Origin of the sequence: Bradyrhizobium sp. AS23.2 (genome assembly GCF_001908185.1) — a bacterium.
GTDB lineage: Bacteria > Pseudomonadota > Alphaproteobacteria > Rhizobiales > Xanthobacteraceae > Bradyrhizobium.
Window position 1 is genome coordinate 18,747 of record NZ_LGHM01000216.1, and the last position, 23,125, is coordinate 41,871.

Annotated in this window: 26 protein-coding genes, 2 tRNA genes and 1 pseudogene; 18 read left to right on the forward strand and 11 right to left on the reverse strand. The window is 64.8% G+C overall.

From position 1 onward, the window contains the following. Positions 1 to 174 precede the first annotated feature (174 nt). Positions 175 to 1,350 (forward strand): DUF2336 domain-containing protein, encoded by a 1,176-nt coding sequence (locus AC630_RS37070; protein WP_074123329.1) that lies wholly within the window; start codon positions 175 to 177, stop codon positions 1,348 to 1,350. Positions 1,351 to 1,586: 236 nt separating this feature from the next. On the opposite strand, the gene AC630_RS37075 is transcribed toward AC630_RS37070, so the two are convergent. Next, positions 1,587 to 2,165, reverse strand: coding sequence for an Hpt domain-containing protein (locus tag AC630_RS37075; protein WP_074123330.1), 579 nt, complete (start codon positions 2,163 to 2,165; stop codon positions 1,587 to 1,589). 31 nt (positions 2,166 to 2,196) lie between these two features. Next, a complete protein-coding gene (locus AC630_RS37080) occupies positions 2,197 to 2,742 on the reverse strand; it encodes a response regulator (protein WP_074123331.1) in 546 nt (181 codons plus the stop codon). Positions 2,743 to 2,913: 171 nt separating this feature from the next. On the opposite strand from AC630_RS37080, the gene AC630_RS37085 reads away from it, so the two are divergent. The 3 genes from AC630_RS37085 to AC630_RS37095 are packed head-to-tail and all read left to right on the forward strand — an operon-like array spanning position 2,914 to position 4,352. Continuing rightward, on the forward strand, positions 2,914 to 3,477 hold the full coding sequence (locus AC630_RS37085) for a DUF2975 domain-containing protein (protein ID WP_074123332.1): 564 nt from the start codon (positions 2,914 to 2,916) through the stop codon (positions 3,475 to 3,477). Between the two features lie 2 nt (positions 3,478 to 3,479). Continuing rightward, positions 3,480 to 3,734, forward strand: a complete 255-nt coding sequence (locus AC630_RS37090; RefSeq protein ID WP_074123333.1) for a helix-turn-helix domain-containing protein — start codon at positions 3,480 to 3,482, stop codon at positions 3,732 to 3,734. 33 nt (positions 3,735 to 3,767) lie between these two features. Continuing rightward, positions 3,768 to 4,352 carry a hypothetical protein gene (locus AC630_RS37095; RefSeq protein WP_074123334.1) on the forward strand — a complete coding sequence of 195 codons (585 nt, stop codon included), beginning with the start codon at positions 3,768 to 3,770 and terminating at the stop codon, positions 4,350 to 4,352. Between the two features lie 13 nt (positions 4,353 to 4,365). On the opposite strand, the pseudogene AC630_RS37100 reads toward AC630_RS37095, so the two are convergent. After that, positions 4,366 to 5,146: pseudogene (locus tag AC630_RS37100) on the reverse strand (NAD kinase). Positions 5,147 to 5,401: 255 nt separating this feature from the next. On the opposite strand from AC630_RS37100, the gene AC630_RS37105 reads away from it, so the two are divergent. Further along, a complete protein-coding gene (locus AC630_RS37105; RefSeq protein ID WP_074123335.1) occupies positions 5,402 to 6,970 on the forward strand; it encodes a S10 family peptidase in 1,569 nt (522 codons plus the stop codon). On the opposite strand, the gene AC630_RS37110 is transcribed toward AC630_RS37105, so the two are convergent. Both AC630_RS37110 and AC630_RS37115 read right to left on the reverse strand, forming a co-directional pair. Further along, the gene (locus AC630_RS37110) at positions 6,960 to 8,345 is read right to left on the reverse strand and encodes a serine hydrolase domain-containing protein (protein ID WP_074123336.1); all 1,386 of its coding nucleotides are present in this window, start codon (positions 8,343 to 8,345) and stop codon (positions 6,960 to 6,962) included. The genes AC630_RS37105 and AC630_RS37110 overlap by 11 nt on opposite strands. Positions 8,346 to 8,453: 108 nt before the next feature. Further along, positions 8,454 to 8,996, reverse strand: a complete 543-nt coding sequence (locus AC630_RS37115; protein ID WP_074123337.1) for a tetratricopeptide repeat protein — start codon at positions 8,994 to 8,996, stop codon at positions 8,454 to 8,456. A gap of 249 nt (positions 8,997 to 9,245) precedes the next feature. Here AC630_RS37115 and AC630_RS37120 point away from each other — a divergent pair, with 249 nt between their 5' ends. The 4 genes from AC630_RS37120 (at position 9,246) to AC630_RS37135 (ending at position 11,727) form a co-directional block, all read left to right on the forward strand. After that, a complete protein-coding gene (locus tag AC630_RS37120) occupies positions 9,246 to 9,611 on the forward strand; it encodes a His-rich protein BRANT (protein WP_074123338.1) in 366 nt (121 codons plus the stop codon). 241 nt (positions 9,612 to 9,852) lie between these two features. Beyond that, positions 9,853 to 10,248, forward strand: a complete 396-nt coding sequence (locus AC630_RS37125) for a hypothetical protein (RefSeq protein ID WP_074123356.1) — start codon at positions 9,853 to 9,855, stop codon at positions 10,246 to 10,248. 286 nt (positions 10,249 to 10,534) lie between these two features. Further along, complete coding sequence (locus tag AC630_RS37130; RefSeq protein ID WP_143198609.1) at positions 10,535 to 11,248, forward strand: outer membrane protein; 714 nt, start codon at positions 10,535 to 10,537, stop codon at positions 11,246 to 11,248. A gap of 236 nt (positions 11,249 to 11,484) precedes the next feature. Next, a complete protein-coding gene (locus tag AC630_RS37135; RefSeq protein WP_074123339.1) occupies positions 11,485 to 11,727 on the forward strand; it encodes a DUF6719 family protein in 243 nt (80 codons plus the stop codon). A gap of 24 nt (positions 11,728 to 11,751) precedes the next feature. Here the strand turns inward: AC630_RS37135 and AC630_RS37140 are convergent, their stop codons facing one another. Both AC630_RS37140 and AC630_RS37145 read right to left on the reverse strand, forming a co-directional pair. Further along, complete coding sequence (locus tag AC630_RS37140) at positions 11,752 to 12,006, reverse strand: hypothetical protein (RefSeq protein ID WP_074123340.1); 255 nt, start codon at positions 12,004 to 12,006, stop codon at positions 11,752 to 11,754. A gap of 288 nt (positions 12,007 to 12,294) precedes the next feature. Then, a complete protein-coding gene (locus tag AC630_RS37145) occupies positions 12,295 to 12,732 on the reverse strand; it encodes a hypothetical protein (protein WP_074123341.1) in 438 nt (145 codons plus the stop codon). A gap of 103 nt (positions 12,733 to 12,835) precedes the next feature. On the opposite strand from AC630_RS37145, the gene AC630_RS45930 reads away from it, so the two are divergent. Then, positions 12,836 to 13,006 (forward strand): hypothetical protein, encoded by a 171-nt coding sequence (locus AC630_RS45930; protein ID WP_167561355.1) that lies wholly within the window; start codon positions 12,836 to 12,838, stop codon positions 13,004 to 13,006. Between the two features lie 3 nt (positions 13,007 to 13,009). Here AC630_RS45930 and AC630_RS37150 read toward each other — a convergent pair whose 3' ends face one another. Further along, positions 13,010 to 13,225, reverse strand: coding sequence for a hypothetical protein (locus tag AC630_RS37150; protein WP_245330631.1), 216 nt, complete (start codon positions 13,223 to 13,225; stop codon positions 13,010 to 13,012). A 202-nt stretch (positions 13,226 to 13,427) separates the two neighbouring features. Between AC630_RS37150 and AC630_RS37155 the strand changes: the two genes are divergently transcribed. From AC630_RS37155 to AC630_RS37175, 5 genes are all read left to right on the forward strand, one after another. Then, the gene (locus AC630_RS37155) at positions 13,428 to 15,125 is read left to right on the forward strand and encodes a methyl-accepting chemotaxis protein (protein ID WP_074123342.1); all 1,698 of its coding nucleotides are present in this window, start codon (positions 13,428 to 13,430) and stop codon (positions 15,123 to 15,125) included. A gap of 266 nt (positions 15,126 to 15,391) precedes the next feature. Further along, on the forward strand, positions 15,392 to 16,111 hold the full coding sequence (locus AC630_RS37160; protein WP_074123343.1) for a class I SAM-dependent methyltransferase: 720 nt from the start codon (positions 15,392 to 15,394) through the stop codon (positions 16,109 to 16,111). An 81-nt stretch (positions 16,112 to 16,192) separates the two neighbouring features. Then, a complete protein-coding gene (locus tag AC630_RS37165) occupies positions 16,193 to 16,906 on the forward strand; it encodes a class I SAM-dependent methyltransferase (RefSeq protein ID WP_074123344.1) in 714 nt (237 codons plus the stop codon). A 130-nt stretch (positions 16,907 to 17,036) separates the two neighbouring features. Then, complete coding sequence (locus tag AC630_RS37170) at positions 17,037 to 18,875, forward strand: outer membrane protein assembly factor BamB family protein (protein ID WP_074123345.1); 1,839 nt, start codon at positions 17,037 to 17,039, stop codon at positions 18,873 to 18,875. Positions 18,876 to 19,260: 385 nt separating this feature from the next. Beyond that, positions 19,261 to 19,680, forward strand: coding sequence for a GFA family protein (locus AC630_RS37175; protein WP_074123358.1), 420 nt, complete (start codon positions 19,261 to 19,263; stop codon positions 19,678 to 19,680). Positions 19,681 to 19,697: 17 nt separating this feature from the next. Here AC630_RS37175 and AC630_RS37180 read toward each other — a convergent pair. Continuing rightward, a tRNA-Thr gene (locus AC630_RS37180) sits at positions 19,698 to 19,773 on the reverse strand. 516 nt (positions 19,774 to 20,289) lie between these two features. Here AC630_RS37180 and AC630_RS37185 point away from each other — a divergent pair. Together AC630_RS37185 and AC630_RS37190 are read left to right on the forward strand one after the other, a co-directional pair. Then, positions 20,290 to 20,775 carry a hypothetical protein gene (locus tag AC630_RS37185; protein ID WP_074123346.1) on the forward strand — a complete coding sequence of 162 codons (486 nt, stop codon included), beginning with the start codon at positions 20,290 to 20,292 and terminating at the stop codon, positions 20,773 to 20,775. 44 nt (positions 20,776 to 20,819) lie between these two features. Then, a complete protein-coding gene (locus tag AC630_RS37190) occupies positions 20,820 to 21,308 on the forward strand; it encodes a hypothetical protein (RefSeq protein WP_074123347.1) in 489 nt (162 codons plus the stop codon). Between the two features lie 156 nt (positions 21,309 to 21,464). Here AC630_RS37190 and AC630_RS37195 read toward each other — a convergent pair whose 3' ends face one another. Together AC630_RS37195 and AC630_RS37200 are read right to left on the reverse strand one after the other, a co-directional pair. Further along, positions 21,465 to 21,704, reverse strand: coding sequence for a GIY-YIG nuclease family protein (locus AC630_RS37195; protein WP_074123348.1), 240 nt, complete (start codon positions 21,702 to 21,704; stop codon positions 21,465 to 21,467). 177 nt (positions 21,705 to 21,881) lie between these two features. Next, positions 21,882 to 21,967, reverse strand: a tRNA-Tyr gene (locus tag AC630_RS37200). A 206-nt stretch (positions 21,968 to 22,173) separates the two neighbouring features. Between AC630_RS37200 and rlmB the strand changes: the two genes are divergently transcribed. Further along, positions 22,174 to 23,007 (forward strand): 23S rRNA (guanosine(2251)-2'-O)-methyltransferase RlmB, encoded by an 834-nt coding sequence (rlmB, locus tag AC630_RS37205; RefSeq protein WP_074123349.1) that lies wholly within the window; start codon positions 22,174 to 22,176, stop codon positions 23,005 to 23,007. Positions 23,008 to 23,125: the final 118 nt, after the last annotated feature.

Consider the following 23,125-nt stretch of genomic DNA (forward strand, 5'->3'; position numbering starts at 1 on the left):
ACTTGCGTGCTGCGCTGCGTCCGGGGCACGTAAGGCGAGCGGCTTTGTTCCCTTAACAAAACGTCAATAAAACCAGCCAGTTATGGTGAACGCTTTGTTAAGCGTCGTGGTTTATTTTGTGTTGCAGGTGACAAGCCGTCGCCATTTCGTCGGGTTGCGTAAGCCGGAAGCACCATGATCGTTCGGCAGTTCATCAATTGGATCAGAACGGCGCCCGCTGGCGAGCGGGCGGAGGCAACGCGGGCATTGGCGCGGGCCTGGCTGATCTCGGACCTTTCCCATGACGACCGCACCGCCGCCGAAGGCGCGCTCTTGATGCTGCTCGACGATCCGTCGCCGCTGGTGCGGCAGGCGATGGCCGAAGCGTTCGCGCGCAGCACCGAAGCGCCGGCATCGATCGTCCGGGCGCTGTCGGCGGACCAGCCGACCGTCGCGCTGCCCGTGCTCGAACATTCCCCGCTGCTGATCGACGCCGATCTTGTCGACATCGTCGCGACCGGCAATGACGAGGTGCAGTGTGCGGTCGCCCGTCGCATCGCGCTGCCGGTATCGGTCTGCGCCGCCATCGCCGAAGTCGGTTGCGCGGCGGCAGCGCTGGAGCTGATCGAAAATCCCTACGCCGAGCTCGCGCCGTTCTCCTGGAATCGTATCGTCGAGCGTCACGGCCATCTCGCCGCGATCCGCGAGGCGATGCTGGTGCTGGAGGATCTGCCGGCCGCGACGCGCGCCGCGCTGGTGGCAAAACTCTCGGAGACCCTGGCGCAATTCGTCGTGGCCCGGAACTGGCTGAGTGCGGACCGCGCCGACCGCATCACCACCGAGGCGCGCGACCGTTCCACCATGAACATCGCGTCGCGCTCGCGCGGCGAGGATATGCAGGGCCTGGTGCATCATCTGCGTGTCACGGGCCAGCTCACCGCGGGCCTGATCCTGCGCGCGCTGTTGTCCAGCAATCTCGAACTGTTCGACGCGGCGCTGGCCGAACTGGCCGACCTGCCGCTCGCGCGCGTCACCGCGCTTCTGCACGATCGCGGCGGCGCGAGCCTGCACGCGCTGCTCCGCCGCGCCGGGCTGCCCGAGGCGACGTTTGCGGCGTTCCAGGTCGCGCTCGATGCCTGCCACGAACTGGGTTTTGTCGACAGCGACGACGGTGCGGCGCGGCTGCGCCGGCGCATGGTCGAGCGCGTGCTCACCCATTGCGAGACCGACCGCGGCGCCACCGAGCCGCTGATGGTCCTGCTCCGCCGCTTCGCCACCGAGTCCGCGCGCGAGGAAGCAAGGCTGTACTGCGACGAACTCCTCGCGGACGAGGCGATCGATCCGGTCTATGACGATCTGATCGCGGCGTAACGAGGTGCCGTAGGGTGGGCTAAGGCGCACAGCGCCGTGCCCACCATCTATCCGCTTAGTTCAGGTCGATTGGTGGGCACGCTTCGCTTTGCCCACCCTACGCATTCTGATCGTGTCGATAGGGCAGGCTCGACGCCAAACACTCCGTCATTGCGAGCGAAGCGAAGCAATCCAGGCTGTCCCCCCGGGGAGGGATTCTGGGTTGCTTCGCTGCGCTCGCAATGACGAGCGGAGAATTACTGCGTCGGCACGATGCTTGGCGCCAGGATCATCTCGAGATGCTCGGGGCGGTCGCGGTTGACGTGGGTGAGATAATCGTCGGCGACCTTGCGCAGGCGGCGGCTGAGCTCGGCGGAGACGCTGATGCTGTCGAGCTTGGTGTTTTCGTGCACGATGGCGAGGATGGCGTTGATGTGATGCGTGAACAGCTCGGCCGGCACCTTCTCAATATCCGGCGCGTGCTCGATGACGCGGCACAGGCTCTCGGCGATTCCCGCCGCTGCCGGATAGCCGAACGTCGCGGCGTCACCCTTGATGTCGTGCGCGGCGCGGAACAGCTCGTCGCGCCTGTCCTTGGTGAAGCCGTCATTGCGGATGACGACGTAGGCGGCCGACAGCCGGTTGACCTCGGTTGTCATCCAGTCCTTGAACTCACCGGAGAGGCCGGCCAGAGCCTGTTCGGCGCGGCCGACCGGATCGTCCATGTCCTTCTCTTCGACCCGGCGCAGCACCTTGCGCAGCGGGTTGGGCTGCGTGATGACGTGATGCGTGGCGAAGGCCGTGACCTCGATGTCCCTTGCGCTGTTCTTCGCCATGATACCTGCCGCGATCGTGTGAGACGTTGCGCTAGATGGAGGAGCGGGCCTTGTCGAGCAGCGAGGGCTGCTGGAGCACCTCGTGCTTTTCGCCGACGCGGCGCTCGGGGCCCATATAGGCCGAGTTGGTGTTGCGGCGCCGGTCCGGCCCGAAATAGGTCTTGGTCTTGATGAAGGGGCGGGGATTGGCGACCACGTTGAGGATGCGCTGATACAGCCCCTTGGCCGAGATCGGCTTGGCCAGGAATTCGGTGACGCCGGCGTCGCGCGCGATCGTGACGCGGCGCTTCTCGGAATGGCCCGTCAGCATGATGATCGGCGCGTAAGGGTTGCCCTTGGATTCCGGCTGCCGGATCATCTGAGCGAGTTCGAGCCCGTCGAAGATCGGCATCGCCCAGTCGGTGATGACGATGTCGGGCACATAATGGCTGTACATTTCGAGCGCGGTCGCGCCGTCCTCGGCCTCATAAACTTCGCGCGCGCCGAAGGAGTGCAGCAGCGTCCGCAGGATGCGGCGCATGTGCGGATTGTCGTCGCAGACGAGGAAGCGCAGCTTGTTGAAATCGATGCGAAACATGACGCCTGGGCCAAAGCAGTCAACCTTCGTTAACCATATCGCGCCGGGAGTTAACGAAGGGTTGCCGCCGCACTTGGCGGCACATCGGCGGCGAGGGCACTTCAATATCGTAATTCCGCCATTATTTATCGTGAAACAATAAAAATACTCAATTGAACGGGAGCTAGTCCGATGAGCGTGATCGCGTTTCCTTATCCTGTCCCGGCTGAGCCGCGGTTGCGGCGCATCGGGCGAGTCGTGGCCGTCGGCGCGCTCGTCTGCGTCGCGGGCGCGGTGCTTGCGGTGCCGCTGCTCTGGTCGAGCGACGAGATGCTTCAGCACTGGATCGCGACCCAGTCCCCATTGGGGGCGCGGCCCTTCACGCTCAGCCTCGGCACCCGCTTCGCCGGCGCGCTGATCAACCTTGTCGGCCTTGCGCCCGTCATCTACGCACTGTTGCAGCTCTCGATGCTGTTCTCCCGTTTCGCGCGCGGCGAGGTCTTTGTGACCGACAACGCCTGGCGTATCCGCCGCATGGGCCTCGCGCTGATCGTCAACGCGTTGATGTCACCGCTGGTGCAGATGCTCACAACGATCAACCTGACGCGGGCCAACCAGCCAGGCCAGCTCGTCGTGATGTTCGGCATCGAACAGTCGCACGTGCTGTCGGTGCTGAGTGGCCTTGCGCTCGTCGCGTTCGCAACCGTGATGGCCGATGCGGTCCGCGCGTGGCACGAGAACAGCGAGATCATCTGACCATGCCGATCATCGTCAATCTCGACGTCATGCTCGCCAGGCGCAAGATCAGATCGCGCGAGCTCGCGGCGCGCATCGAGCTCACGGAGGCGAACGTCTCCCTGCTGAAGTCGGGCAAGGTGCGCGGCATCCGCTTCGACACGCTGGAGCGGATCTGCGCCGTGCTCGATTGTCAGCCCGGCGATATCCTCGAATACGTCCCGGGTAACGCCGACGACGCGTTAGAGCATCGCGCGACCGGCCGAAGATCGGCCTAGCCACTCCTCGATCTTGAATCGGAGAAGCCTGCGATGAACCGCTTTGTGCGCGTTCTTGCGACCGCGGCCGCGCTCATGCTTGCCGGTTGCAGCTCGGTGCCGCTGACATCGATCCCGCCGCTGGCGCGCATCGATGCCAAGACGACGGATCTATCGATGCTGCGCGTCGCCGTGCAACTGCCCGATGCGCTGCGGCCGCGTTCGGGCGGCGTCAAGCTCGACGTCGTCACCAAATTGGCGGGGGAGGCCGAAACAAAGGCAAGCTTCGCCATGGCGGAGATGAGCCAAACGCGAGATCGCGCCGACTTGCCGGCGCCGCCGCGGGGCTTTTCAACCTACGCCTATCGTTTGTCGCCGGCCGATGCGACGCGCTTCGAGGCGCTGCGCGCGTCGATGGTCGAGCAGGGGAGGAATGGCAAGCGCGGGTCGATGGGGCTCGGCGTGGCAGCCAAGGAATTTTGCCGCGCGGATGCGGCGCCGCAGGCGTCGCTGCTTGTCACGATCTACCTGATGACGTCGGAGACGAAGGGCTTCGTTCCCGTCGTCAGGGACTTCGATCTGCTCGGGGATCCCGCAGTGGCGGCAGGCCTGGAATCGCTTCAGCCTTGCGGCCAGTGATCTGCGCCTGGACTCAGTACCCGAACTGCTCGCGCAGGATACGCTCTTCCAGGCTGTGACCGGGATCGAACAGCATGCGCATCGAGATGGTCTTGTCGGAGAGGACCTCGACGCGGCGGACTTCGCGCACTTCGTCGTGGTCGGCGACCGCCGCCACCGGACGCTTGTCGCCCTCGAGCACCTCGATCACGACGTAGGCCGTGTTGGGCAGCAGCGCGCCGCGCCAGCGGCGGGGGGCGGAAGGCGCTTATCGGCGTCAGCGCCAGCAGGGCGGCGTTGATCGGCAGGATCGGTCCCTGCGCGGACAGATTGTAGGCGGTCGAGCCGGCCGGCGTCGCCACCATGATGCCGTCGGCGATCAGCTCGGGCATGCGCTCGCGCTCGTCGATCAGGATCCGCAGGCGCGCCGCCTGGTAGGTCTGCCGAAACAGGGCGACCTCGTTGATGGCGTGGTGCAGGTGGACGCGGTCGTTGACGTCGGTTGCCCGCATCAGAAGCGGGTTGATCTCGGATTCATGCGCCGCCTCCAGCCGCGCGCGCAGGTCGTGCGTCGAGTATTCGTTCATCAGGAACCCGATCGTGCCGCGGTGCATGCCGTAGATCGGCTTTCCCGTGTGCATGTTCTGGTGCAGCGTCTGGAGCATCAGTCCGTCGCCGCCGAGCGCGACCACGACGTCGGCTTCCTTCGGGTCGCAATTGCCATAATCCCTGGTGAGCTGGCCGAAGGCGATCTGCGCCTCGCTGCTCGGGCTGGCGACGAAGGCGATCCGGTCGTATCGCGATGGCTTGGTCATGGCTTCCGGGCAGGCCGCTGGCTCGAGAAAGTTCCGCCGGGCTCGTCTATACGACCTGGGCCTCCATTGTCGAGGATGACCGCGCGTCAAAGCAAACGGCCAATTGTCCATCCCGATTCAGGTCAAAACCGGGGCGATTTTGGCCCGATCGGCCTGTTGAGGTGCTGCCGGTCTTTGTGATCCCCCAAACCGTCGTAATTTCTCGCTAGCCTTTGGGTAAACGCCGGCTCTCATAGCCAGGCAGGGAGAACGATCATGGTCAAGAGTTTGCCGGCGCTTCGCCGCGCGACCCTGGTGCTGGCGGTGTCGGCGTTCGCGCTCGCAGGATTTGCGCGCGCGGACGATCCGCCGCGGCCGCGGTCCGAGGCGGCGGCGCCAACCGGACAAAAGGGTGGGCGCAGCGGCAATGCTCAGAACGCATCGCCGACGTCACCGTCGGCGGCCGAGCCGCACCGTCTGCCGTCGGATTCGACCACGAAGCACACGCTCGATCTGCCCGGCCGGACGCTTGCTTTCAGTGCGACCGCCGGCTCGATCCGCGTGTTCGACGACAAGGGAGAGCCGCTGGCCGACATCGCCTATACCTCCTATGAGCTCGACGGTGCCGACCACGCCACGCGCCCGGTCACGTTCCTGTTCAATGGCGGGCCCGGCGCGTCCTCGGCATGGCTCCAGTTCGGCTCTGCAGGTCCGTGGCGCCTGCCGCTGCACGGCGAAGCCCTGTCGCCGTCGGCTTCACCTGAGGTGAAGCCGAATGCGGAGACCTGGCTCGATTTCACCGATCTCGTCTTCATCGATCCCGTCAGCACCGGCTACAGCCGTTTTGTCGCCAGCGGCGAAGACGCGCACAAGCGCCTCTATTCCGTCGATGGTGACGCCAACTCGATCGCGCTCGTGATCCGCCGCTGGCTCGAGAAGCACGACCGGTTGGTTTCGCCGAAATACGTCGCGGGCGAAAGCTATGGTGGCATCCGCGGACCGAAGGTCGTGCGTCAGTTGCAGGTCCAGCATGGCGTCGGCGTCAGGGGAATGATCCTGGTGTCGCCGCTGCTCGATTTCCGCGAGTTCACCGGCACGAGCCTGCTGCAATATGTCGCGACGCTGCCGAGCTATGTGGCGGTGGCGCGCGAAGCCAGGGGACCGGTCACGCGCGCCGATCTCGCCGACGTCGAGGCCTACGCGCGAGGTGAATTCCTGGCCGACCTCGTCAAGGGCGCGGCCGACAGGGAGGCCACCAACCGGCTTGCCGACAAGGTCGCCGAGCTCACCGGCATCGACCAGGCGGTGAGCCGCAGGCTCGCCGGCCGCTTTGATGTCGGCGAATTCCGCCGCGAGTTCGACCGCAAGAACGGCAAGGTGACGGGACGCTACGACGCTTCCGTGCGCGGGTTCGACCCTTATCCGGATTCGAGCAGTTCGCGCTTCGGCGACCCTTCAGGCGATGGGCTCCAGGCGCCGTTGACGAGTGCCGCGGTCGATGTCCTGACGCGCAAGCTCAACTGGCGGCCCGATGGCTCCTATGAAATCCTGAACGGGGCCGTCGAAGGCCACTGGGATTTCGGCCGCGGCATCAATCCGCCGCAGTCGGTGTCGGATCTGCGCGAGATTCTTGCGACCGACGCGAAGCTGAACGTGCTGGTCGGGCATGGCCTGTTCGATCTCGCCACGCCCTATTTCGGAACGAAGCGGGTGCTCGACCAGTTGCCGGCCTTTGCGGCGCAGCGGATGAAATTCGTCGTCTATCCCGGCGGCCACATGTTCTATTCGCACGACGGCTCGCGGCAGGCGTTCCGCGGCGAGGTCGAGGCGCTCATCAGGGAGTAGGGCGCCTCTTGCGCGGTGGGTAGCGCCGCGCGATCTCGCGCGCCACGACGCTCGCAGGCTTGATATTGGCGCCCGCGAGCCAGATGTCGCTGACCTTGCCGCGCTTGTCGCGGACGCGGCGCACCGGCTCGCCATGACTGGAATAGCCGGCGGCCCAGGCGAGCTTGCCGGTGTCGCGGCCGGTGACCTCGATCTCGGCGGCATCCATAAACGGGTTGTTGAACTGCGGATTGGCGACGAGCACCCGGTTGCCGATCGGCACGAGGTCTGTAGCGCCCCAGATCGTCCACCAGCGGCCGGTCCAGTCGCGCACGCGCCGGTCGGGTGCACCGCGGGTCTGGAACACGCGCAGGATCTGCATCGCGCCGTCCATCCAGAACGGCGCTGCGCCGTCGATGGAGTTGCTGAGGATGCTGATCGCAAGCTCGCAGGCAGGGATGGAGCAGGTCCGGGAGATGTAGCCCTGGAAACCGCCACCATGGCCGAACCAGTCCCAGCCGTCGGTTTTGCCGGCGCTGACGCCCAAGCCGTAATAGCCCTCGAAGTTTTGCGGGATGCGCCAATGGTTTCGCGTCATCTCGCGGCGGCTCGCGACCGACAGCACGCTTTTCCTTGCGTTGGGCGCAAGCTGCGCGAAGAAGCGGGCCGTATCGCCGGCGGTCGCGACGAAGCCCGCGGCCGATGCCATGGCGTAGGCGGGATTGTCGCCGGGGACGACGCATCGCTCGCCCAGCGGCAGTTTTCGCGTGTGGCCGCGCGCGAAGGGCGTGCCTTTGGCAAGCGGCGCATTCGGCTCGGTCTCGCGCAAGCCCGCGGGTTCGATGATCTCGCGCATGATCCAGACGGTGTAGGGCTCCTTCGTCACGGCTTCGATCACGAGACCGATCAGCCCAAAACCGTGATTGGAGTACTTGAAGCGCGTGCCGGGTTCGATCGCGGTCGGCAGCTTCAATTCCGCGAGCAGCTCCTTGGCGTTGAGATAGGGGCGGCTGTCGATGAACTGGCCGGAATCGGCGCCGTCGCGCGTCAGCCCGGCGCTGTGCGAGAGCACTTGCGCAATCGTCGTCCCGGCGACGCGCGGATGCAGGCCGCCGACATATTGACCGATCGGGTCGTCGAGCCGGAGCTTGCCTTGCTCGCGCAGCTTCATGATGCCGGCCGAGGTAAAGCTCTTGGAGTGGGAGGCGATGCGGAAACGGTGGCGCGGGGTGAGCTTCTCGCCGGTGTCGAGATTGGCGAGGCCGAATGCATGCTCGGCGACGACCTCGCCGCGATGGGCGAATGCGACGATGACGCCCGGCTGTTGTAATGTTGTCAGCTGGAATTCGATCCAGGAGCCGATGTAGTCGATCGCGGATCGTAGCCACGTGTCCATTGCGCACCAATTTGCGAGGTGAGGATCGGTGCGTGAGGCTAGCCGAGAAAGCGGAACGGGCACAACCCTGAGGTTGTACCCGTTCGCTTCATTCAAAGATGCGATGTCTCAGTAGACGAGCGTCGCGCCGGTCGGCTTGTCGAGCGCAGCGGCAAGCGAGCGATACTCGGAGCTGTCGGTGCCGGCGAGCGAAGCGATCTTGTTCAGATGATACTGCGCCTGTTCGCGGTTGCCCTGCTCGAGCTGCCAGAGGCCGTAATACTGCCAGGTGCGAACATGGTTCGGATCGTCCTTCAGCGCCAGCTCGTAATAGACCTTCGACGACTGGTAGTTGCCGAGCTTGCGATAGGAGTAGCCGATCAGATTGGCGACGTCGGCGACGTCGTCGCGCTTGAGCGACTTCAACTGGTCGATCGCGCTCGTGTAGTCGTGGCTATCGTAGATTGTGGCGTAGGCGGTGCGATAGGCGGCGAGGAATTTGGGATCACTGATGGAGGAGCTCTTCTTCTTCCCCTTTTTGGTGGAGGTGTCCGACTTCGGCGGCGACGAGGGCTCGTCGCTGCCCGCGGCGTAGGCGCTGGTCAGCGCCGGCGCGGCCGCCAGCGTCATGGAGACGAGTCCCGGCACCAGAAGCATTGAGAGTCTGCGCATCTAAGTTCTCCCGTATGGAATGTGGCGATCCTACACGATTGCCCGAAGACCGGAACACCCATCGGGCCAAAACATTCCCGGCTGGCCGGTCTATTCGCCCTGCCGCAGATGACAAACTTGTCATCGAGATGAACGGAAGCTGGCAAGGAGCTTCAGACTGGGTTCAGTGCGCACTGCCTAGGCTCACACCTACGATCGAAGGGTAGGCGAGAGGGCGCCGCCTCGAGATCCTTCAAGAGGAGACCAACCATGTTGAAGACCTTTTCCGCAGCCTTGCTCGCAGCTTCCGTGATCGCAGCCCCGGCCTTCGCCGCCGAGGCCGGCAAGACCACCACGACCGCGCCGGTGATCAAGGCGGACCAGAGCCAGACCAAGGTGTCGAACACCGCCGCGAAACCCGATGCCGGCGTCAAGGCCGACGCGAAGGCTGCCGACGTCAAGGCGGATGCCAAGGTGGATACCAAGAAGGCGATGAACGCGCACGCCGCCGTCACGCCCGACGAGCACAAGACCGTGCGTACGCATCGCCATCACCACAAGCATCTGTCGGCCAAGAAGTCGCCGAAGGCGCAGCCGGACGTCACCAAGCCGGCGACCACTGACAAGCGCAGCTGACGACTGATCCCGCGCGGCGGCATCCCTGCATTGCCCCCGCTGCCGCGTGCGGAATTCAGGCCCGGCCCGTTCGCCATGCCTTGCGCGAAAGCTCGAGGTGTCGGTGGCGGGCCGGTGCGCCATTCGCGCCGGCGCGGAGGGCGCAAGCGAATTCCCTTGACGCAACCTTGGAGCTAGAACATCCCCAAGTCTGTTCGAGGGGAGAGCGCGACCTGTGGGGCGATTGGCGAAACGTGCGGTGATCCTGGCATTGCCGCTGGCGCTTGCGGCATGTTTCGGCAGCGATGGCGACCGTCCGTCCCTGATGGAGGGGACGCAGGCCGGAGGCCCGCAGCCCTTTCCCGACAATTTCCGCAGCGACACACTCGGCTTGATGCGCTCCTATCTCAACAATCCGGTCGCCGTGCGCGACGCCAGCATGGCCGAGCCGGTGCAGCGTGAGGTCGGCGGGCGACAGTTCTATGTGAGCTGCCTGCACTTCACGCCGCGTGAGACCGACGGCAGCTACAAGGGCATGCGCGAGCGCGCCGTGATCTTCGTGAACGGGCGGGCCGACCGCGTCGTCGATCGCGCCAGCGAGCTCTGCGCCGGTGCGGTTTACGCTCCCTTTCCGGAACTGGAAAAGATGACGCGGTAGCGCAAAGCCCGCCTTCATCGCCTGGTGCTAGGAGAGAGGTCGCCGGAGCCGCTGGATCACATTTTGGCGAGCTTTGAACGGGGCCGTTTTGCCTTGCGACTAATCGTTACGGCAGGCCTTGCGCAAGCGACAGAAACAGTCGGTGCAAGGCAACGTGACGGAACAAATCGCGTTGTTGCCACCCCCGTCACAGTAACGAACGATCAACGTTCCGGCATCGCCGCGAGGCAACCAAATTCACGCCACGTTGTTTGGTTTGCTGAGGGTCGATCTTGAAAGAACGGGGATGAACATGAGGACGATTTGGCTCGGCGCCGCCGCTCTGCTTGCGCTGGCCGCGCCGGCCGCGGCAGCCGACATGCAGCCGCGCACCTACACCAAGGCGCCGGTCTACACGCCGCCGCAGGTGATCTACAACTGGACCGGCTTCTACATCGGCGGCCATGTCGGCGGCGCTTTCGCCGGCGACAGCAGCTTCCAGTCGAGCGACGCGCGCTTCCTGGGCGGCGTGCAGGGTGGCTTCGACTACCAGTTCGCGCCCAACTGGGTGGTGGGTATCGAGGCCCAGTATTCCTGGCTGCCGACCAACAACAACGGTGTATTGTTCCCGCTGGGTACGCAGGTGACATCCAACACCGACCAGATCGGGTCGGTGACGGGCCGCATCGGCTACACCTGGGGGCCAACGCTGCTCTACGCCAAGGGCGGCTACGCCTGGCGTAACAACAATCTCGGCGTCAACATTGCCGGCGTGCCCCAGGCCTTCACCACCACCGGCAACAGCAAGGACGGCTACACGGTCGGCGCCGGCCTCGAATACATGTTCGCGCCGAACTGGTCGGCCAAGGCCGAGTACCAGTACTACAATTTCGGCAGCACGACTTTCACCTCCGGCCCGGCCGACATCGCCGGTGTCCGCGGCCGGGAGGACGACCATACCGTCAAGGTCGGTGTGAACTACCGCTTCGGCTGGGGCGGTCCGGCAGCCTCGCGCTACTGACGCACCGTCAACGACCACGATCTGAGAAAGGCCGGCCGCCGCCGGCCTTTCGTTTGCCAGCCCCTCGTTTGCCTTGCGTGAACCATCCGGCGCATCATTTGCAGGCAAACATTCAGGCGCGCCCCTTCTCACGCGCGTCATGGGGCCGGGGTAAAGCAAAAATAATTTTTGCCGCTTACGGAACTCGCGCTCCGGAACGCGTTATATGAGAGCTACGGGTTGGTGGGACGACGGACATGCGTATTCTTGTGTCGGCAGTAGTGCTTTCGTGCTTCATCTCCCTGCCGTGCTCTGCACAGACAATCCTCAAATCCGAGCCGTTGGTGCTGGCACCCTATGAGGTGGCCTTCGTCAAGGACGCCTCCTGTCCGTCGGGAAAGGTGCTGAAGGTCACCGGGGCAATCCGCGGGCTGCATCGCCGGAAGTCCTGTGTGGTGCTGACGGGCGAGCAGGCTTCGCTGGCGACCGCGACGCCCTGAGCCCCCCAGGCTTCCGGCCGGATTTCACGAATTCAGGTTCAGCTCCGTCCTGGACTGCCGCTCGGCCTCGGCCTTGTTCTGGGCCGGGTCCTCGCCTTGGGCTGCCGGGCAGGGCCTGATCTCGTAGTCGTTGTCGAGCACCCGGCGTGGTCCGGGACGCTCGTCGTCGGCTGACACATCCACGACCAAGCCACTCCGCTCGGCGAGTTTCCAGACGTCGGCCTCGCCCGGATAGGCTTTGCTGATTTGGGCGTCGTTGCAAAACAGGGCGTAGGGCATTCTTCCTGCTCCCGGAAAGCGCGTTAACGACTTCGCTGGGGAGGGAGTTCCGGCTGGCAGTGTGATCACGGAGCCGTGATCGGGGCGTTTGGTGTCCTGAGTCGTAAACGAGTCCTGAATCCCAGAAAAAAGAATCCCTGGGACTCTCCGGCCGGAATCAGCGGATGTTTTTGGCCATGACGAGCGACCTCAAAACCTCCTGCGGGCACATGCTCCTGCCGTTGACGCTGGCGCTGTTCGGCGCCTGCGCGGCCAATCTCTGGCTGGTGTGGTCCTGGCTGTGAGGCGCTAGCCGCCTCGCTTTTCCGCCGGCGGGCGGGGGGAGGCGTCGCGCATGTCGGCGCGGAGCCGCGCGAAGGTCGCCGCACAATATTCCTCACGTTCGCGCTCGAACCGTTCCTGGTGCTTGCGGAAATTGGCAATGCGGGCCTGCATCTCGCTGCGAACGTCGCTCATCCGCGGCGGCGGGACCTGGACGGGGTGAGGTTGGGCGAGCGGCGGGGACTCGGGTGGTGATACGGCCGCTGGAGGCTCGGGTGGCGATACGGCGGCCGGAGGCTCGGCTTCGACCGCAACGGCCCGGACGGTAACAATCTCCGTCGTGACTGCGAACGCGGTCGTGGAGGGCTCCTCCGGTGGATGGAAGGCACCCCTTTTGCCGGTTACCGATTGGACGAAGGCCATTGTCTGCGCGATCAGCGCGTCGCGTTCCTTGATCCACTTCATGGTGCACCTCGGTTGGAGCTATTCCAGCAAAGCTGGTCGGCCGAATCAAGGAGGTGACCCCGCAGGGGATTGCATATTTTTCCCGAACGCCTGACAGTAGGGCATGGGTGCCAAGACCAAGACAGAGCAGTCGGACGAAGCGCAGGGCCTGAGGCTCGTGCGCGCCTTCTTGTTGCTGCCGCCCGACAAGCGCGCGGAGGTAATCGCGTTCGTCGAGGAATTGGTGCGTGCCCATGGCCGGCCCGAGGAGGGCACCGAGGTGTCCCCGCGTTGAGCGCTATCGCTCGCGCGGGTTGACGTTGGGCACGAAGGGCGCGCCGACCACCCGGATCGGCTCCCGAGTTGCCACTTCCATCGGCCTGCTGTCGGCGAGCTGTTTCTCCGGCGCCTGTCCAAAGACAGGCTCGAACAATGCAAGCGTGGCGGCCACCACAGCGTCACCGCCCCCAACAGAAACGCGTTTCGATTTTCTTCTCTGATCCGCATCGGCCAAGAACGATCGGCCCGGGCCATTGGCTCCGGACCGCCGAGAGCGGACCAACGCTGCCAGAGATGACTGAAGCTTATGCGCGGGCCGCGAACGGTTATTTTTCCGTAAGACCACGAGCGTCATTTAGGATCAAATCTTAACGACCGCCGGTTCCAATGGCGCCGCTGCGACTGCTTCGGTCGCTGAAAATCATTGGGCGGCCGAAATGAGCTTTTTGAATAATTTGAAGATCGTCTGGAAGGTCGCGCTGATCGTGACCGTGATGGGTTGTGCGCTGGTCGGCGTCGCCGCCTTCGGAACGCGCGAACTCTCTGTAACCGTCGACGGATACAGCGAACTCGCCGCGGCGCAATCGTCGGCGCTTAACTTGACGCGAGCCTTGCGCCGCGTCGAGACGTATCACGCCGCGCTCTATGCGGTCTTCACCGAGGCGACCGAGGCAGGCAACGCCAATCGTCTCAAGACCGCAACCCAGAACCGCGACGAAATTCGTCAATTCCTGGAGGCGGCGGAGCAAGACGATCCGTCGCGCGCAAGCGAGATCAAGACCATGAGCAGCCAGTTGAAGACCGTGTTCATGGGCTGCGATCCGGTACTTCAGGCTGGCTCGCAGGCGAGCAGCCAGGAAGAGAATGCGAAGGCCGCCGATCGGGCGCACAAGGAGTGCGATCCACTGATCGAAGCGGCCCTGGTGCGCATCAATACATTCGTAGGCGAGACTGCCCGGGCGGTTGTCAAGCGCAAGGAAGCCATCGATCGTGACGCCAAATCCGCGACCTGGACCGTGATGGGCGTCAGCGCCTGCGGCCTGTTCGTCGGCATCGCGATCGCGCTGTTCATCGGCCTCAAGGCGATGTCGCAGCCGATCGCCCGGCTCAAGCTCGCCATGGAGGGGCTCGCGCGCAACGATCTGAAGACAGAGGTGCCCGAGAAAGACCGCCGCGACGAGATCGGCGACATGGCCAGGACCGTCGAAGTGTTCAAGACCAACGCGCTGGAAGTGGAGCGTCTCAAGGCTGCGCAGGTCGAGGCGGAGAAGCAGGCTGCCGAGCAGCGCCGCCGCGACATGTTCAACCTTGCCGACGGCTTCGAACGTGCGGTCGGCGAGATCGTCGAAACCGTCGGATCCGCCTCCACCGAGCTCGAGGCATCGTCCTCGACCCTGGCAACCACCGCGCAACGCGCGCAGGAGCTGACCTCGGTCGTCGTGACCGCTTCAGGCGAAGCCACCGGCAACGTGCAATCGGTCGCGACCGCCACGGAGGAGCTGTCCTCCTCGGTCAACGAGATCAGCCGGCAGGTGCAGGAATCGGCGCGGATGGCGGGCGATGCCGTTAGCCAGGCCCGCACCACGACCGAGCGGGTCAGCGAACTCTCGATCGCGGCGACGCGGATCGGCGATGTCGTCGAGCTGATCAATACCATTGCCGGCCAGACCAACCTCCTGGCGCTGAACGCCACGATCGAAGCGGCGCGCGCCGGCGAAGCGGGCCGCGGCTTCGCCGTCGTCGCCTCGGAGGTGAAGACACTGGCCGAGCAAACCGCAAAGGCGACCGGCGAGATCAGCCAGCAGATCTCCGGCATCCAGAGCGCGACCCAGGAATCGGTGAATGCGATCCGGGACATCTCTGCGACGATCGAGCGGCTGTCGGAGGTGTCCTCGACCATCGCCGCGGCTGTCGAGGAGCAGGGTGCCGCGACCCAGGAGATCGCACGCAACGTGCAGCAGGCCGCCCATGGCACCCAGCAGGTCTCCTCGAACATCACCGACGTGCAGCGTGGCGCCGTCGAGACCGGCTCGGCTTCGTCGCAGGTGCTCTCGACCGCCAAAATGCTGGCAAGCGACAGCAACCGGCTGAAGGACGAAGTCGGGAAATTCCTCCGGACGGTGCGCGCAGCGTAAGCCGGGCGACGCACAAGGTCCGGCGGCCTTGCGCCGCCGGCGAGCCGCAGTTCCTATTGCGGCAGCAAGAGAGCCATGGCGATTGCGAAAAGGAAGCCCGTCGCGACGATCGCCGCCGCGGCACCGGCGATGATCTTGGCGATCTCTCGGCTGGTATAGGGATGCATGCGATGTGCACTCTACCGCATGTTGAACTCTGATCCAATCTGTGGTCAGTAGCCGTCCCCGCGACGCGAGCGGTCAACTCCATTCCCGAAGGCAGAGACATGAGCGAGGACATCAGCGGCGGCTGGGCCGCGTCCGCGGCCGCCTGGATCGTCGAGCAGGGGCAAGACGGCGACTATGGCCGTCGCTTCGTGCTGGATGCGCCGATGCGGGCGCGGATCGAGGGACGCGGGTTTCGCAATGCGCTCGACGTTGGCTGCGGGGAGGGGCGCTTCTGCCGCATCATGCAGCGCGCCGGCATCCGCACGACCGGCGTCGATCCGACCGAAGCGCTGCTCGCGCGCGCCAGGGAATTGGACCCGCATGGCGACTATCGGCTCGGCAGGGCCGAGACGATGGACGCCGATGCGTCCTATGATCTCGTCGTCAGCTATCTCAGCCTGATCGACATGCCGGATCTCGCTGGGGCCATCGCGAAGATGGTGGCCGCGCTGCGGCCGGGCGGCACGCTGCTGATCGCCAACCTGACCAGCTTCAACACCGCGGGCCAGCCCGATGGATGGAAGCGCGACCGCGAGGGTATCCCGCGCTTCGCGATCGACCACTACATGGACGAGCGGCCGATCTGGGTCAGCTGGAACGGCATCCGTGTCCAGAACTGGCATCGTCCGCTCAGCACCTATATGACGCTGCTGCTCGATCACCGCCTCCAGTTGCGCCTGTTCGTCGAACCGCAGCCCACAGCCGGCGATCCCGATAGAATTGCCCATCATCGCCGCGTGCCCTTCTTCCACATCATGGAGTGGCAGAAGCCGGCTTGAGGGAGGAGGCTGATGATTTTGGACGCGACGCCACGTCTGTATAGTGAGCCCGCAACGGAATCTTGATGTGAGCCTCATCCCATGATCGCCAATCGTCCTTCCGTGCTTGCCCATGAGCGGTTCGTCGCGGACCGCGAGAACTTTGCCGGCCTCGATCTCGCCGCGCGGTTCGAGCGGATCGAGCGGACGAACCTTTGGGGAGCCGCGAGTTCGGTGTCCGGCCTTGGCTCAGAGGACCCCGCCACCGCCGCAATCCGGGAAGCACTCCCGGCACTGCTGCAACGGCTCGGTGCGCGCTCGCTGCTCGATGCGCCCTGTGGCGATGCCGGCTGGATCGGCCGCATGAAGCTCGATGTCGATTACATCGGCATCGACATCGTGCCGTCGCTGATCGAGGCCAACAACCGGCGCGCGGCGCGGGGTGAACTGGCCGGCCACTTTCGCGTTGCGGACATCACGCGCGATACGCTGCCGCCTGCCGACCTGATCCTGTGCCGCGACTGCCTGGTGCATCTGAGCTTTCAGAACATCGCTCGTACCATCACCCGGTTTCGCGACAGCGGCGCGCGCTTCCTGCTGGTCACGACATTCCCCGAATGGGACGGCAATCGCGATTGCGAAGACGGCGACTGGCGCGCGCTGAACATGGAGAGGGCGCCATTCAACTGGCCGGCGCCGCGCGCGTTGATCAACGAGCGTTGCGAGGAGGGCGGTGGCGGCTGGCACGACAAGAGCCTCGGGCTCTGGCGGCTGGACGAACTGCCCCATATCGCCGGCATTGCCATAGATATGTGACAAGCGCGGCGGAACATCCGTTGCTTCGGCGATTGCTGCCGCGGTACGCTTGGCGCAGTATACTTGGGCGCAATATACTTGGGGTTGTGTGAAGCCATCTCGCGTTACGGTATCGGTGCTGGAGCACGCCATGAGACCGGGTGTAGTGGTAGCTGCGATGCTGATGTGGTGCTGCGCGCCGGCGCTGGCGCAGCAGGGCGGCGCCGCCCTCTACGCAACGCACTGCGCGCAATGTCACGATGGCGGCGATGCCCAGAGCCGTGTGCCGGGCCGCAGCGCCATGCAGGCGATGTCGTTCGATCATGTGCTGGGGACGTTGACCTCCGGCAGCATGGCGGCGATGGCGAAGGACCGTAGCGACGAGGAACGCCGTGCGATCGCTTCCTTCGTCACTGGCAAGGCCGCGCCCGAGGCGAGCGCAGCCGACGCGCAGGGCCACTGCACGCAGCAGGTCATCGGCTTTCCGCAACCGCTCGACGGTCCCCGCTGGAACGGCTGGGGCGTCGACGTCAACAACGGCCGCTTCCAGCCGGCCGACATGGCCGGCCTGTCCGCGGAGCAGGTGCCGCGCCTGCGGCTGAAATGGGCCTATGCATTTCCCGGCGCCTCGCTGTCCTTTGCCCCACCGACCATTGTGGGCGGTCTGCTGTTCATCGGCGGCACCGACCGCAAGGTGCGCGCGCTCGACGCGCGAAGCGGCTGCACGCTGTGGACCTTCGCGACCGACGGCGCGGTGCGTGCCGCGATCAGCTTTGCGCCGCTTCCCGGCACCGATCAGTTCGCGATCTTCTTCGGTGATTTGCGCGCCAACGCCTATGCCGTGAACGCGCTGACCGGCGCGCTGATCTGGAAAACGAAAGTCGAGGAGCATCCGGCCGCGCGCATCACCGGCTCCCCGACGCTGCATTCCGGCGTTCTCTACGTGCCGGTGTCCTCGCTCGAGGAAGCCGCCGGCTCGCAAGTCAATTACGAGTGCTGCACCTTCCGTGGCAGCGTGGTCGCGCTGGAGGCTGCGACCGGCAAGCCGGTCTGGCAGGCCTACACGATCCCCGAGGTACCGCATCCGACCGGCAAGAATGCGAGGGGCACGCAGCTCTTCGGTCCGTCCGGCGCCGCGATCTGGTCGGCGCCGACGATCGATGCGAAGCGCAACGCCGTCTACGTCGCGACCAGCAATTCCTATTCGAATCCGCCGGCCGCAACAGCCGATGCGGTCCTCGCTTTCGAGCTCGCGACCGGGAAGATGCTCTGGAAGCAGCAGGCCACGCCGAAGGATGCTTTTGTCGTGGCGTGCTTCAGCGCAGACAAGACCAATTGTCCCGACGATCACGGGCCCGATCATGATTTCGGCCAGTCGCCGATCCTCGTGACCTTGCGCGACGGCAGGCGCATGCTCGTCATCGCGCAGAAATCCGGTGTCGTGCATGCGCTCGATCCTGATGATGGCGGCAAGATCCTGTGGCAGACCAGAATCGGGAAGGGGGGCCCGCTCGGCGGCAGCGAATGGGGCTCGGCCGCCGATCAGGACCGCGTCTATGTCGCGAACTCCGATGTGCGCTTTACGCGCGACGGCCCGCTGCAGCTCGATTCCACCCAGGGCGGCGGCCTGTTCGCCCTCGATCTCGCCAGCGGAAAAATCGCGATGGAGGTGCCCCCGGTCGCCTGCGGCGAACGTCTCCAATGCAGCCCCGCTCTGTCGGCAGCGGTGAGCCTGATCCCCGGCGTCGTGTTCTCCGGCAGCGTCAGCGGCTTCATGCGCGCCTACGCCGCCGCCGACGGCAAGCTGCTGTGGGAGTTCGATACCGCGCGGGACTTCAAGGCCGTGAACGGCGTTGCTGCCCATGGCGGCGCGATCGACGGCCCGGGGCCGGTCATCGCTGGCGGCATGCTCTACACCAATGCCGGCTACGGCCAATGGGGCGGCGTCGCCGGCAACGTGCTGCTGGCGTTCGAGGTGGGGCAGGAGTGAGGGGGAGACGTGGACTTGCGGCGAAGGCGGCATCGCGTCGTCAACGTCGTGATTTACGACGGGGCAGAACCGGCACGCTTGTTACGCGCTGTCCCACCACAGCCTCGATCGCCTCGGCGATGTGAGGGCTGAATTCGGCGCTCATGATCCTCGCCATGTACTCGCTTCTGGCGAAGGCGGTGATAACGCCATCTTGGCCCCGAGGATGAAATTGAGTTTGGCCTGAACGGCGAGATTTTCTTCGTCAGTCAGAACAGGCATGCAAGCTCCGGCTTCAGCGCCCCGAGATACGGACCAGAAGCTGCGCCGTTGTGCATGAGGCCATGCAGAACTCACCTGAACAAAGTGGCCCAAAGTCGGAACGATGAAAGCAGGAGTGCAATCGATGATCGATGCCAGATGCAGTTGCGGCGCCGTCGCGCTTTCACTTCCGGGGCAGTCCAGCCTCGTCGTTGCCTGCCACTGCATCGACTGCCAGCGACGCACCGGCGCGCCTTTCGGCGTCGGTGCCTTCTATCCGGCTGAGACGGTCACGATCTCAGGAACGCCAAGGGAGTTCGTCCGCGATGGCGGAAGCGGCGCCAAGGTGCGAAGCTTTTTCTGCCCCGACTGCGGTTCGACAGTTTATTGGAAGGCCGACAAACATCCCACGATGATTGGCGTTGCCGTCGGCGCCATCGCGGATCCAAGCTACCCGGCTCCCATCGCATCGGTTTTCGAGCAGTCGAAACACGGCTGGGTCGAAATCAACGGCGCTGGCGTCGCGCACTTTCAGCAAAGCGGCGCGGCGAAGAATTCAAAGTGAGACTGCGCGTCAAAAGCTGGTGCCGGCTGAGGGGATTGAACCCCCCGACCTTCGGTTTACAAAACCGCTGCTCTACCGCTGAGCTAAGCCGGCGACGCTGGAATGGGGCAGGGCCCGGCATGCGCCAGGGGTGTCGGCCCGTGCGCGCCGCATTACCAGACTTGATCGGAAAGTGCCAGAACCCCGCGATCATCCTCGCGGACATGAAACCGGCGGCCCTAAGGCCGCCTGTTCTGTTGCATTCGACCTGGATCAGCCTACTGGCAGATATGCCGGCGACCGTCTTCGCCCTTGAACCAGGTGCCGGGTCGGCAGACGATGCCGTTTCGGGCCGCGTAAGTATCCCAATTGCCGTACCAACCCATTTCTGCGTCACTTCGATGTGATCGCGCAGAAGATGCGTAGCTTGTGCCATGCATCCCGGCGTGGTTCGGGCGGCGCCGAGCATCGCGGCGGCCGCAAGGCGTTAACGCTTCGCTAGCTCGCTTCGCAGCATTTGAGCGGCGCGCGATCCCTACGTGTTAGGCTTACCGGAATTTGGTGAAGCGGCCTTAACCCTCTGCGGGCCGCAATCGGATAGGTTGTCGCCCGGATAACCGGGATCCTTCCATGCGCGCTCTGGCGCTCGCAGCCTTTCTGATCGGACTACCCGCGATGGCGTTTGCCGGCGGCGGCTTCGATATCGTCGTTCCCGGCCGTCCCGGCGTGCCGATCATCATCAACAACATCGACGCATCCTACACTGTCGTCGAGGGGGTCTGGGGCCTGGGCAAGAACGTCCAGGTGCAGCCAACGATTTATGGCGGGCGCTATATCGCCGAGCGGCAGCCCGCCGACGTCGGCCATTATTATCCGACGCTGGGCTTGCGGCCCGGCTACGGCCGCCTCGAGGTCGAGCCGCCCGCGAACCGCAAATTGCCGAAGCCGGCCGAGAGCTACCACCAGAGCTGGAGCGCGCAATCCGCGCCGCTGCCGCCGCAGATGGACGTGCCCGTCGATCCGCCGCCGGTGATCCTCGCGCCTGAGATCAACGACTATCCGCGGCGATATCGGCCGCGGCCGCATCCCGGGGTGCCCGGCAGGCCCCCCGGCTAAGAAACGTCAAAATCCAAACGAACGGAATTCAACAGGAGAGAGTAATGCGTCAAATGATTTCGGGCTTGGTCGCGGCGGCTGCCGTGATGTTTGCGGGGGCCGCGGTGGCCGCGGATTGCGGCTACACTGCTTGCGCGCCGGTTGCGCCGGTTGCACCGGTCTATTCCGGCTGCAACACGGGTTGTGGCGGTAGCTGGGGTTATGGCCCGGGCTATGGCGGTTGGGGCTTTGAGCAACTCGCCGAGCCGACGACGCAGTACTATTACGTCAACCAGGGTCCGACCTATACCGGCCCCGGCGCTTTCGCGCCGTATCCGACCTATAGCGAGGACGCGGTCATCGCGCCCGCCAACTATGGCTACGGCTATGGCTATCGCGGCGTGATTGCGGCCCCGGGCGCCTACCGTCCATATCGCTACGGCTACGGCCCCCGCTACGGCTATCTGCCGCGCACGCACTATGGCTACGGTCCGCGCTACGGCTACCGCGCGCCGTATTACGGCGGCCATCGCGCGGTGCGCCGCTATTACTGATCGTTTGATTGGCTGAGTTCAAGAAGTGCCCGTCCGCGATGCGGACGGGCATTTTGTTGCGCGCGATCCAGCGTTGCGGGACGTCGTCATCCCCGGCTTGTCCCGGGCATGACGAGCGGGATGGTCTTGCCGACGGTCAGAGAAGGTAAGGCGGCCCTACAGCCGCTTCTTAGCGAATGCGCGGCCCGAGGCCGACTTCAAGTATTTCTCGAATGCAATGGCCTGTTGCTCGTCCGAGAACGCGACGTACGTTTTGAGCTCCCACGGTGTAAACTTTGACGTGTGGGAAACTTCGCCGGCATTATGCTTTTTGAGACGGGCGCGAAGATCGGACGTCATGCCGACGTAGTAGCGATCAGGATCGCTCTTGCTCTTGAGAATGTACACGTAGAACATGCGAACACCCCGCCACGCCCGAGAAAGTTATCAGCTCTCTCAAGGACAATGACGGTGCTCCATCAGGTGGACAGCCCGCCTACGCCTGCCGGCTACGGCGTGGCAGCCTTCGCTAGCTTCGCGCTGTGACGTTCTGAGCTGTCCTGCCGAGCCGAAGCTCGCGAAGCGAGCGAAGGCTGGTGGGGGAGGCAGGACTCGAACCTGCGAAGCCATGAGGCGGCTGATTTACAGTCAGCTCCCTTTGCCACTCGGGACACTCCCCCGCTCGACGGCAGCACAATCGGGCCGGGCTTTGCCGGCGGACCGAAGACGGCCATGGAACGTGAAGGCCGCGACAACCCGGATCGGGGCGCGACCGGCGCGTTTATGGGCGAAGCAGTGGGGCAAAGTCAACCGAGGCGAACAGCTAAAATCGCCTCCATTCGCATCCAAATTGCCATATTCCGGCGCCCGTGACACAAGCGAGCCCATGAAGGATCGAAAATTTGCCCCCAGGGGGCCCCGCGGCGGGGCTAAGCCCTTCAACAGGCCCGGGAAATCGCCCGGACGGCCGGCCTGGCGCGATCGCGATTCGCAGCCCGACGGGCCCGTCATCCTCTACGGCTGGCACACCGTCACGATGGCTCTGGCCAATCCAGCGCGGCGGATCCGAAAGCTGACGCTGACCGAGAACGCCGCCCGGCGGCTGGCGGAAGAAAATATCGAGACCCGCGTCGCGCCCGAGATCGTCCGGCCCCAGGAGATCGACCGTCTGCTTTCGCCCGATGCCGTGCATCAGGGCCTGCTCGCGGAGGCCGACCCTCTGCCTTCGCCTGACATCGAGACCTTGAAGCAGGAAGGCATGGTGCTGGTGCTCGATCAGATCACCGATCCACACAACGTGGGCGCCATCCTGCGCTCCGCGGCGGCCTTCGCGGTCAAGGCGATCGTCACCACCGCACGGCACAGCCCCGAAGCGACCGGCGTGTTGGCTAAGGCCGCCTCCGGCGCGCTCGAGCTGGTGCCAATGGTGACCGTGCAGAACCTCGCCCGCGCGCTCACCGCGTTGAATGAGCGCGGCTTCCAGACCGTCGGCCTCGACAGCGAAGGCAGCGAGGACCTCTCGGACGTCACGCTGCGCGAGCCGCTAGCGCTCGTACTCGGTGCCGAAGGCAAGGGCCTCAGGCAACTGACCCGCGAGACCTGCAGCGTCGTGGCGCGGCTCGACATGCCCGGCGAGATCAAGAGCCTCAACGTGTCGAATGCAGCCGTGCTCTCGCTCTATGTCGGCGCAAGCAGGCTTGGGCTGATGAAGCAGGCGTAGCCCCGAAGGGCGTAGTCAGGCTGTTTCGGAGCGCTAGAGCGTTTTCGAGCGAAGTGGATACCGGTTCGAAGAAAACGCGTCAAAACAAGAATCTAGAGCCCCGTTCCGATTCCATCGG

What these genes read in the sequence shown, in the direction of transcription:
- AC630_RS37120 (WP_074123338.1), top strand. Translation starts at nt 9,246, where the DNA reads ATGTTGAAGACCTTTTCCGCAGCCTTGCTCGCAGCTTCCGTGATCGCA.
- AC630_RS37135 (WP_074123339.1), top strand. Translation starts at nt 11,485, where the DNA reads ATGCGTATTCTTGTGTCGGCAGTAGTGCTTTCGTGCTTCATCTCCCTG.
- AC630_RS45930 (WP_167561355.1), top strand. Translation starts at nt 12,836, where the DNA reads ATGGGTGCCAAGACCAAGACAGAGCAGTCGGACGAAGCGCAGGGCCTG.
- AC630_RS37130 (WP_143198609.1), top strand. Translation starts at nt 10,535, where the DNA reads ATGAACATGAGGACGATTTGGCTCGGCGCCGCCGCTCTGCTTGCGCTG.
- AC630_RS37145 (WP_074123341.1), bottom strand. Translation starts at nt 12,732, where the DNA reads ATGAAGTGGATCAAGGAACGCGACGCGCTGATCGCGCAGACAATGGCC.
- AC630_RS37115 (WP_074123337.1), bottom strand. Translation starts at nt 8,996, where the DNA reads ATGCGCAGACTCTCAATGCTTCTGGTGCCGGGACTCGTCTCCATGACG.
- AC630_RS37195 (WP_074123348.1), bottom strand. Translation starts at nt 21,704, where the DNA reads ATGTTCTACGTGTACATTCTCAAGAGCAAGAGCGATCCTGATCGCTAC.
- AC630_RS37185 (WP_074123346.1), top strand. Translation starts at nt 20,290, where the DNA reads ATGCGCGCTCTGGCGCTCGCAGCCTTTCTGATCGGACTACCCGCGATG.
- AC630_RS37070 (WP_074123329.1), top strand. Translation starts at nt 175, where the DNA reads ATGATCGTTCGGCAGTTCATCAATTGGATCAGAACGGCGCCCGCTGGC.
- AC630_RS37160 (WP_074123343.1), top strand. Translation starts at nt 15,392, where the DNA reads ATGAGCGAGGACATCAGCGGCGGCTGGGCCGCGTCCGCGGCCGCCTGG.
- AC630_RS37080 (WP_074123331.1), bottom strand. Translation starts at nt 2,742, where the DNA reads ATGTTTCGCATCGATTTCAACAAGCTGCGCTTCCTCGTCTGCGACGAC.
- AC630_RS37110 (WP_074123336.1), bottom strand. Translation starts at nt 8,345, where the DNA reads ATGGACACGTGGCTACGATCCGCGATCGACTACATCGGCTCCTGGATC.
- AC630_RS37090 (WP_074123333.1), top strand. Translation starts at nt 3,480, where the DNA reads ATGCCGATCATCGTCAATCTCGACGTCATGCTCGCCAGGCGCAAGATC.
- AC630_RS37105 (WP_074123335.1), top strand. Translation starts at nt 5,402, where the DNA reads ATGGTCAAGAGTTTGCCGGCGCTTCGCCGCGCGACCCTGGTGCTGGCG.
- AC630_RS37140 (WP_074123340.1), bottom strand. Translation starts at nt 12,006, where the DNA reads ATGCCCTACGCCCTGTTTTGCAACGACGCCCAAATCAGCAAAGCCTAT.
- AC630_RS37170 (WP_074123345.1), top strand. Translation starts at nt 17,037, where the DNA reads ATGAGACCGGGTGTAGTGGTAGCTGCGATGCTGATGTGGTGCTGCGCG.
- AC630_RS37175 (WP_074123358.1), top strand. Translation starts at nt 19,261, where the DNA reads ATGATCGATGCCAGATGCAGTTGCGGCGCCGTCGCGCTTTCACTTCCG.
- AC630_RS37165 (WP_074123344.1), top strand. Translation starts at nt 16,193, where the DNA reads ATGATCGCCAATCGTCCTTCCGTGCTTGCCCATGAGCGGTTCGTCGCG.
- AC630_RS37190 (WP_074123347.1), top strand. Translation starts at nt 20,820, where the DNA reads ATGCGTCAAATGATTTCGGGCTTGGTCGCGGCGGCTGCCGTGATGTTT.
- rlmB (WP_074123349.1), top strand. Translation starts at nt 22,174, where the DNA reads ATGAAGGATCGAAAATTTGCCCCCAGGGGGCCCCGCGGCGGGGCTAAG.
- AC630_RS37155 (WP_074123342.1), top strand. Translation starts at nt 13,428, where the DNA reads ATGAGCTTTTTGAATAATTTGAAGATCGTCTGGAAGGTCGCGCTGATC.
- AC630_RS37095 (WP_074123334.1), top strand. Translation starts at nt 3,768, where the DNA reads ATGAACCGCTTTGTGCGCGTTCTTGCGACCGCGGCCGCGCTCATGCTT.
- AC630_RS37085 (WP_074123332.1), top strand. Translation starts at nt 2,914, where the DNA reads ATGAGCGTGATCGCGTTTCCTTATCCTGTCCCGGCTGAGCCGCGGTTG.
- AC630_RS37075 (WP_074123330.1), bottom strand. Translation starts at nt 2,165, where the DNA reads ATGGCGAAGAACAGCGCAAGGGACATCGAGGTCACGGCCTTCGCCACG.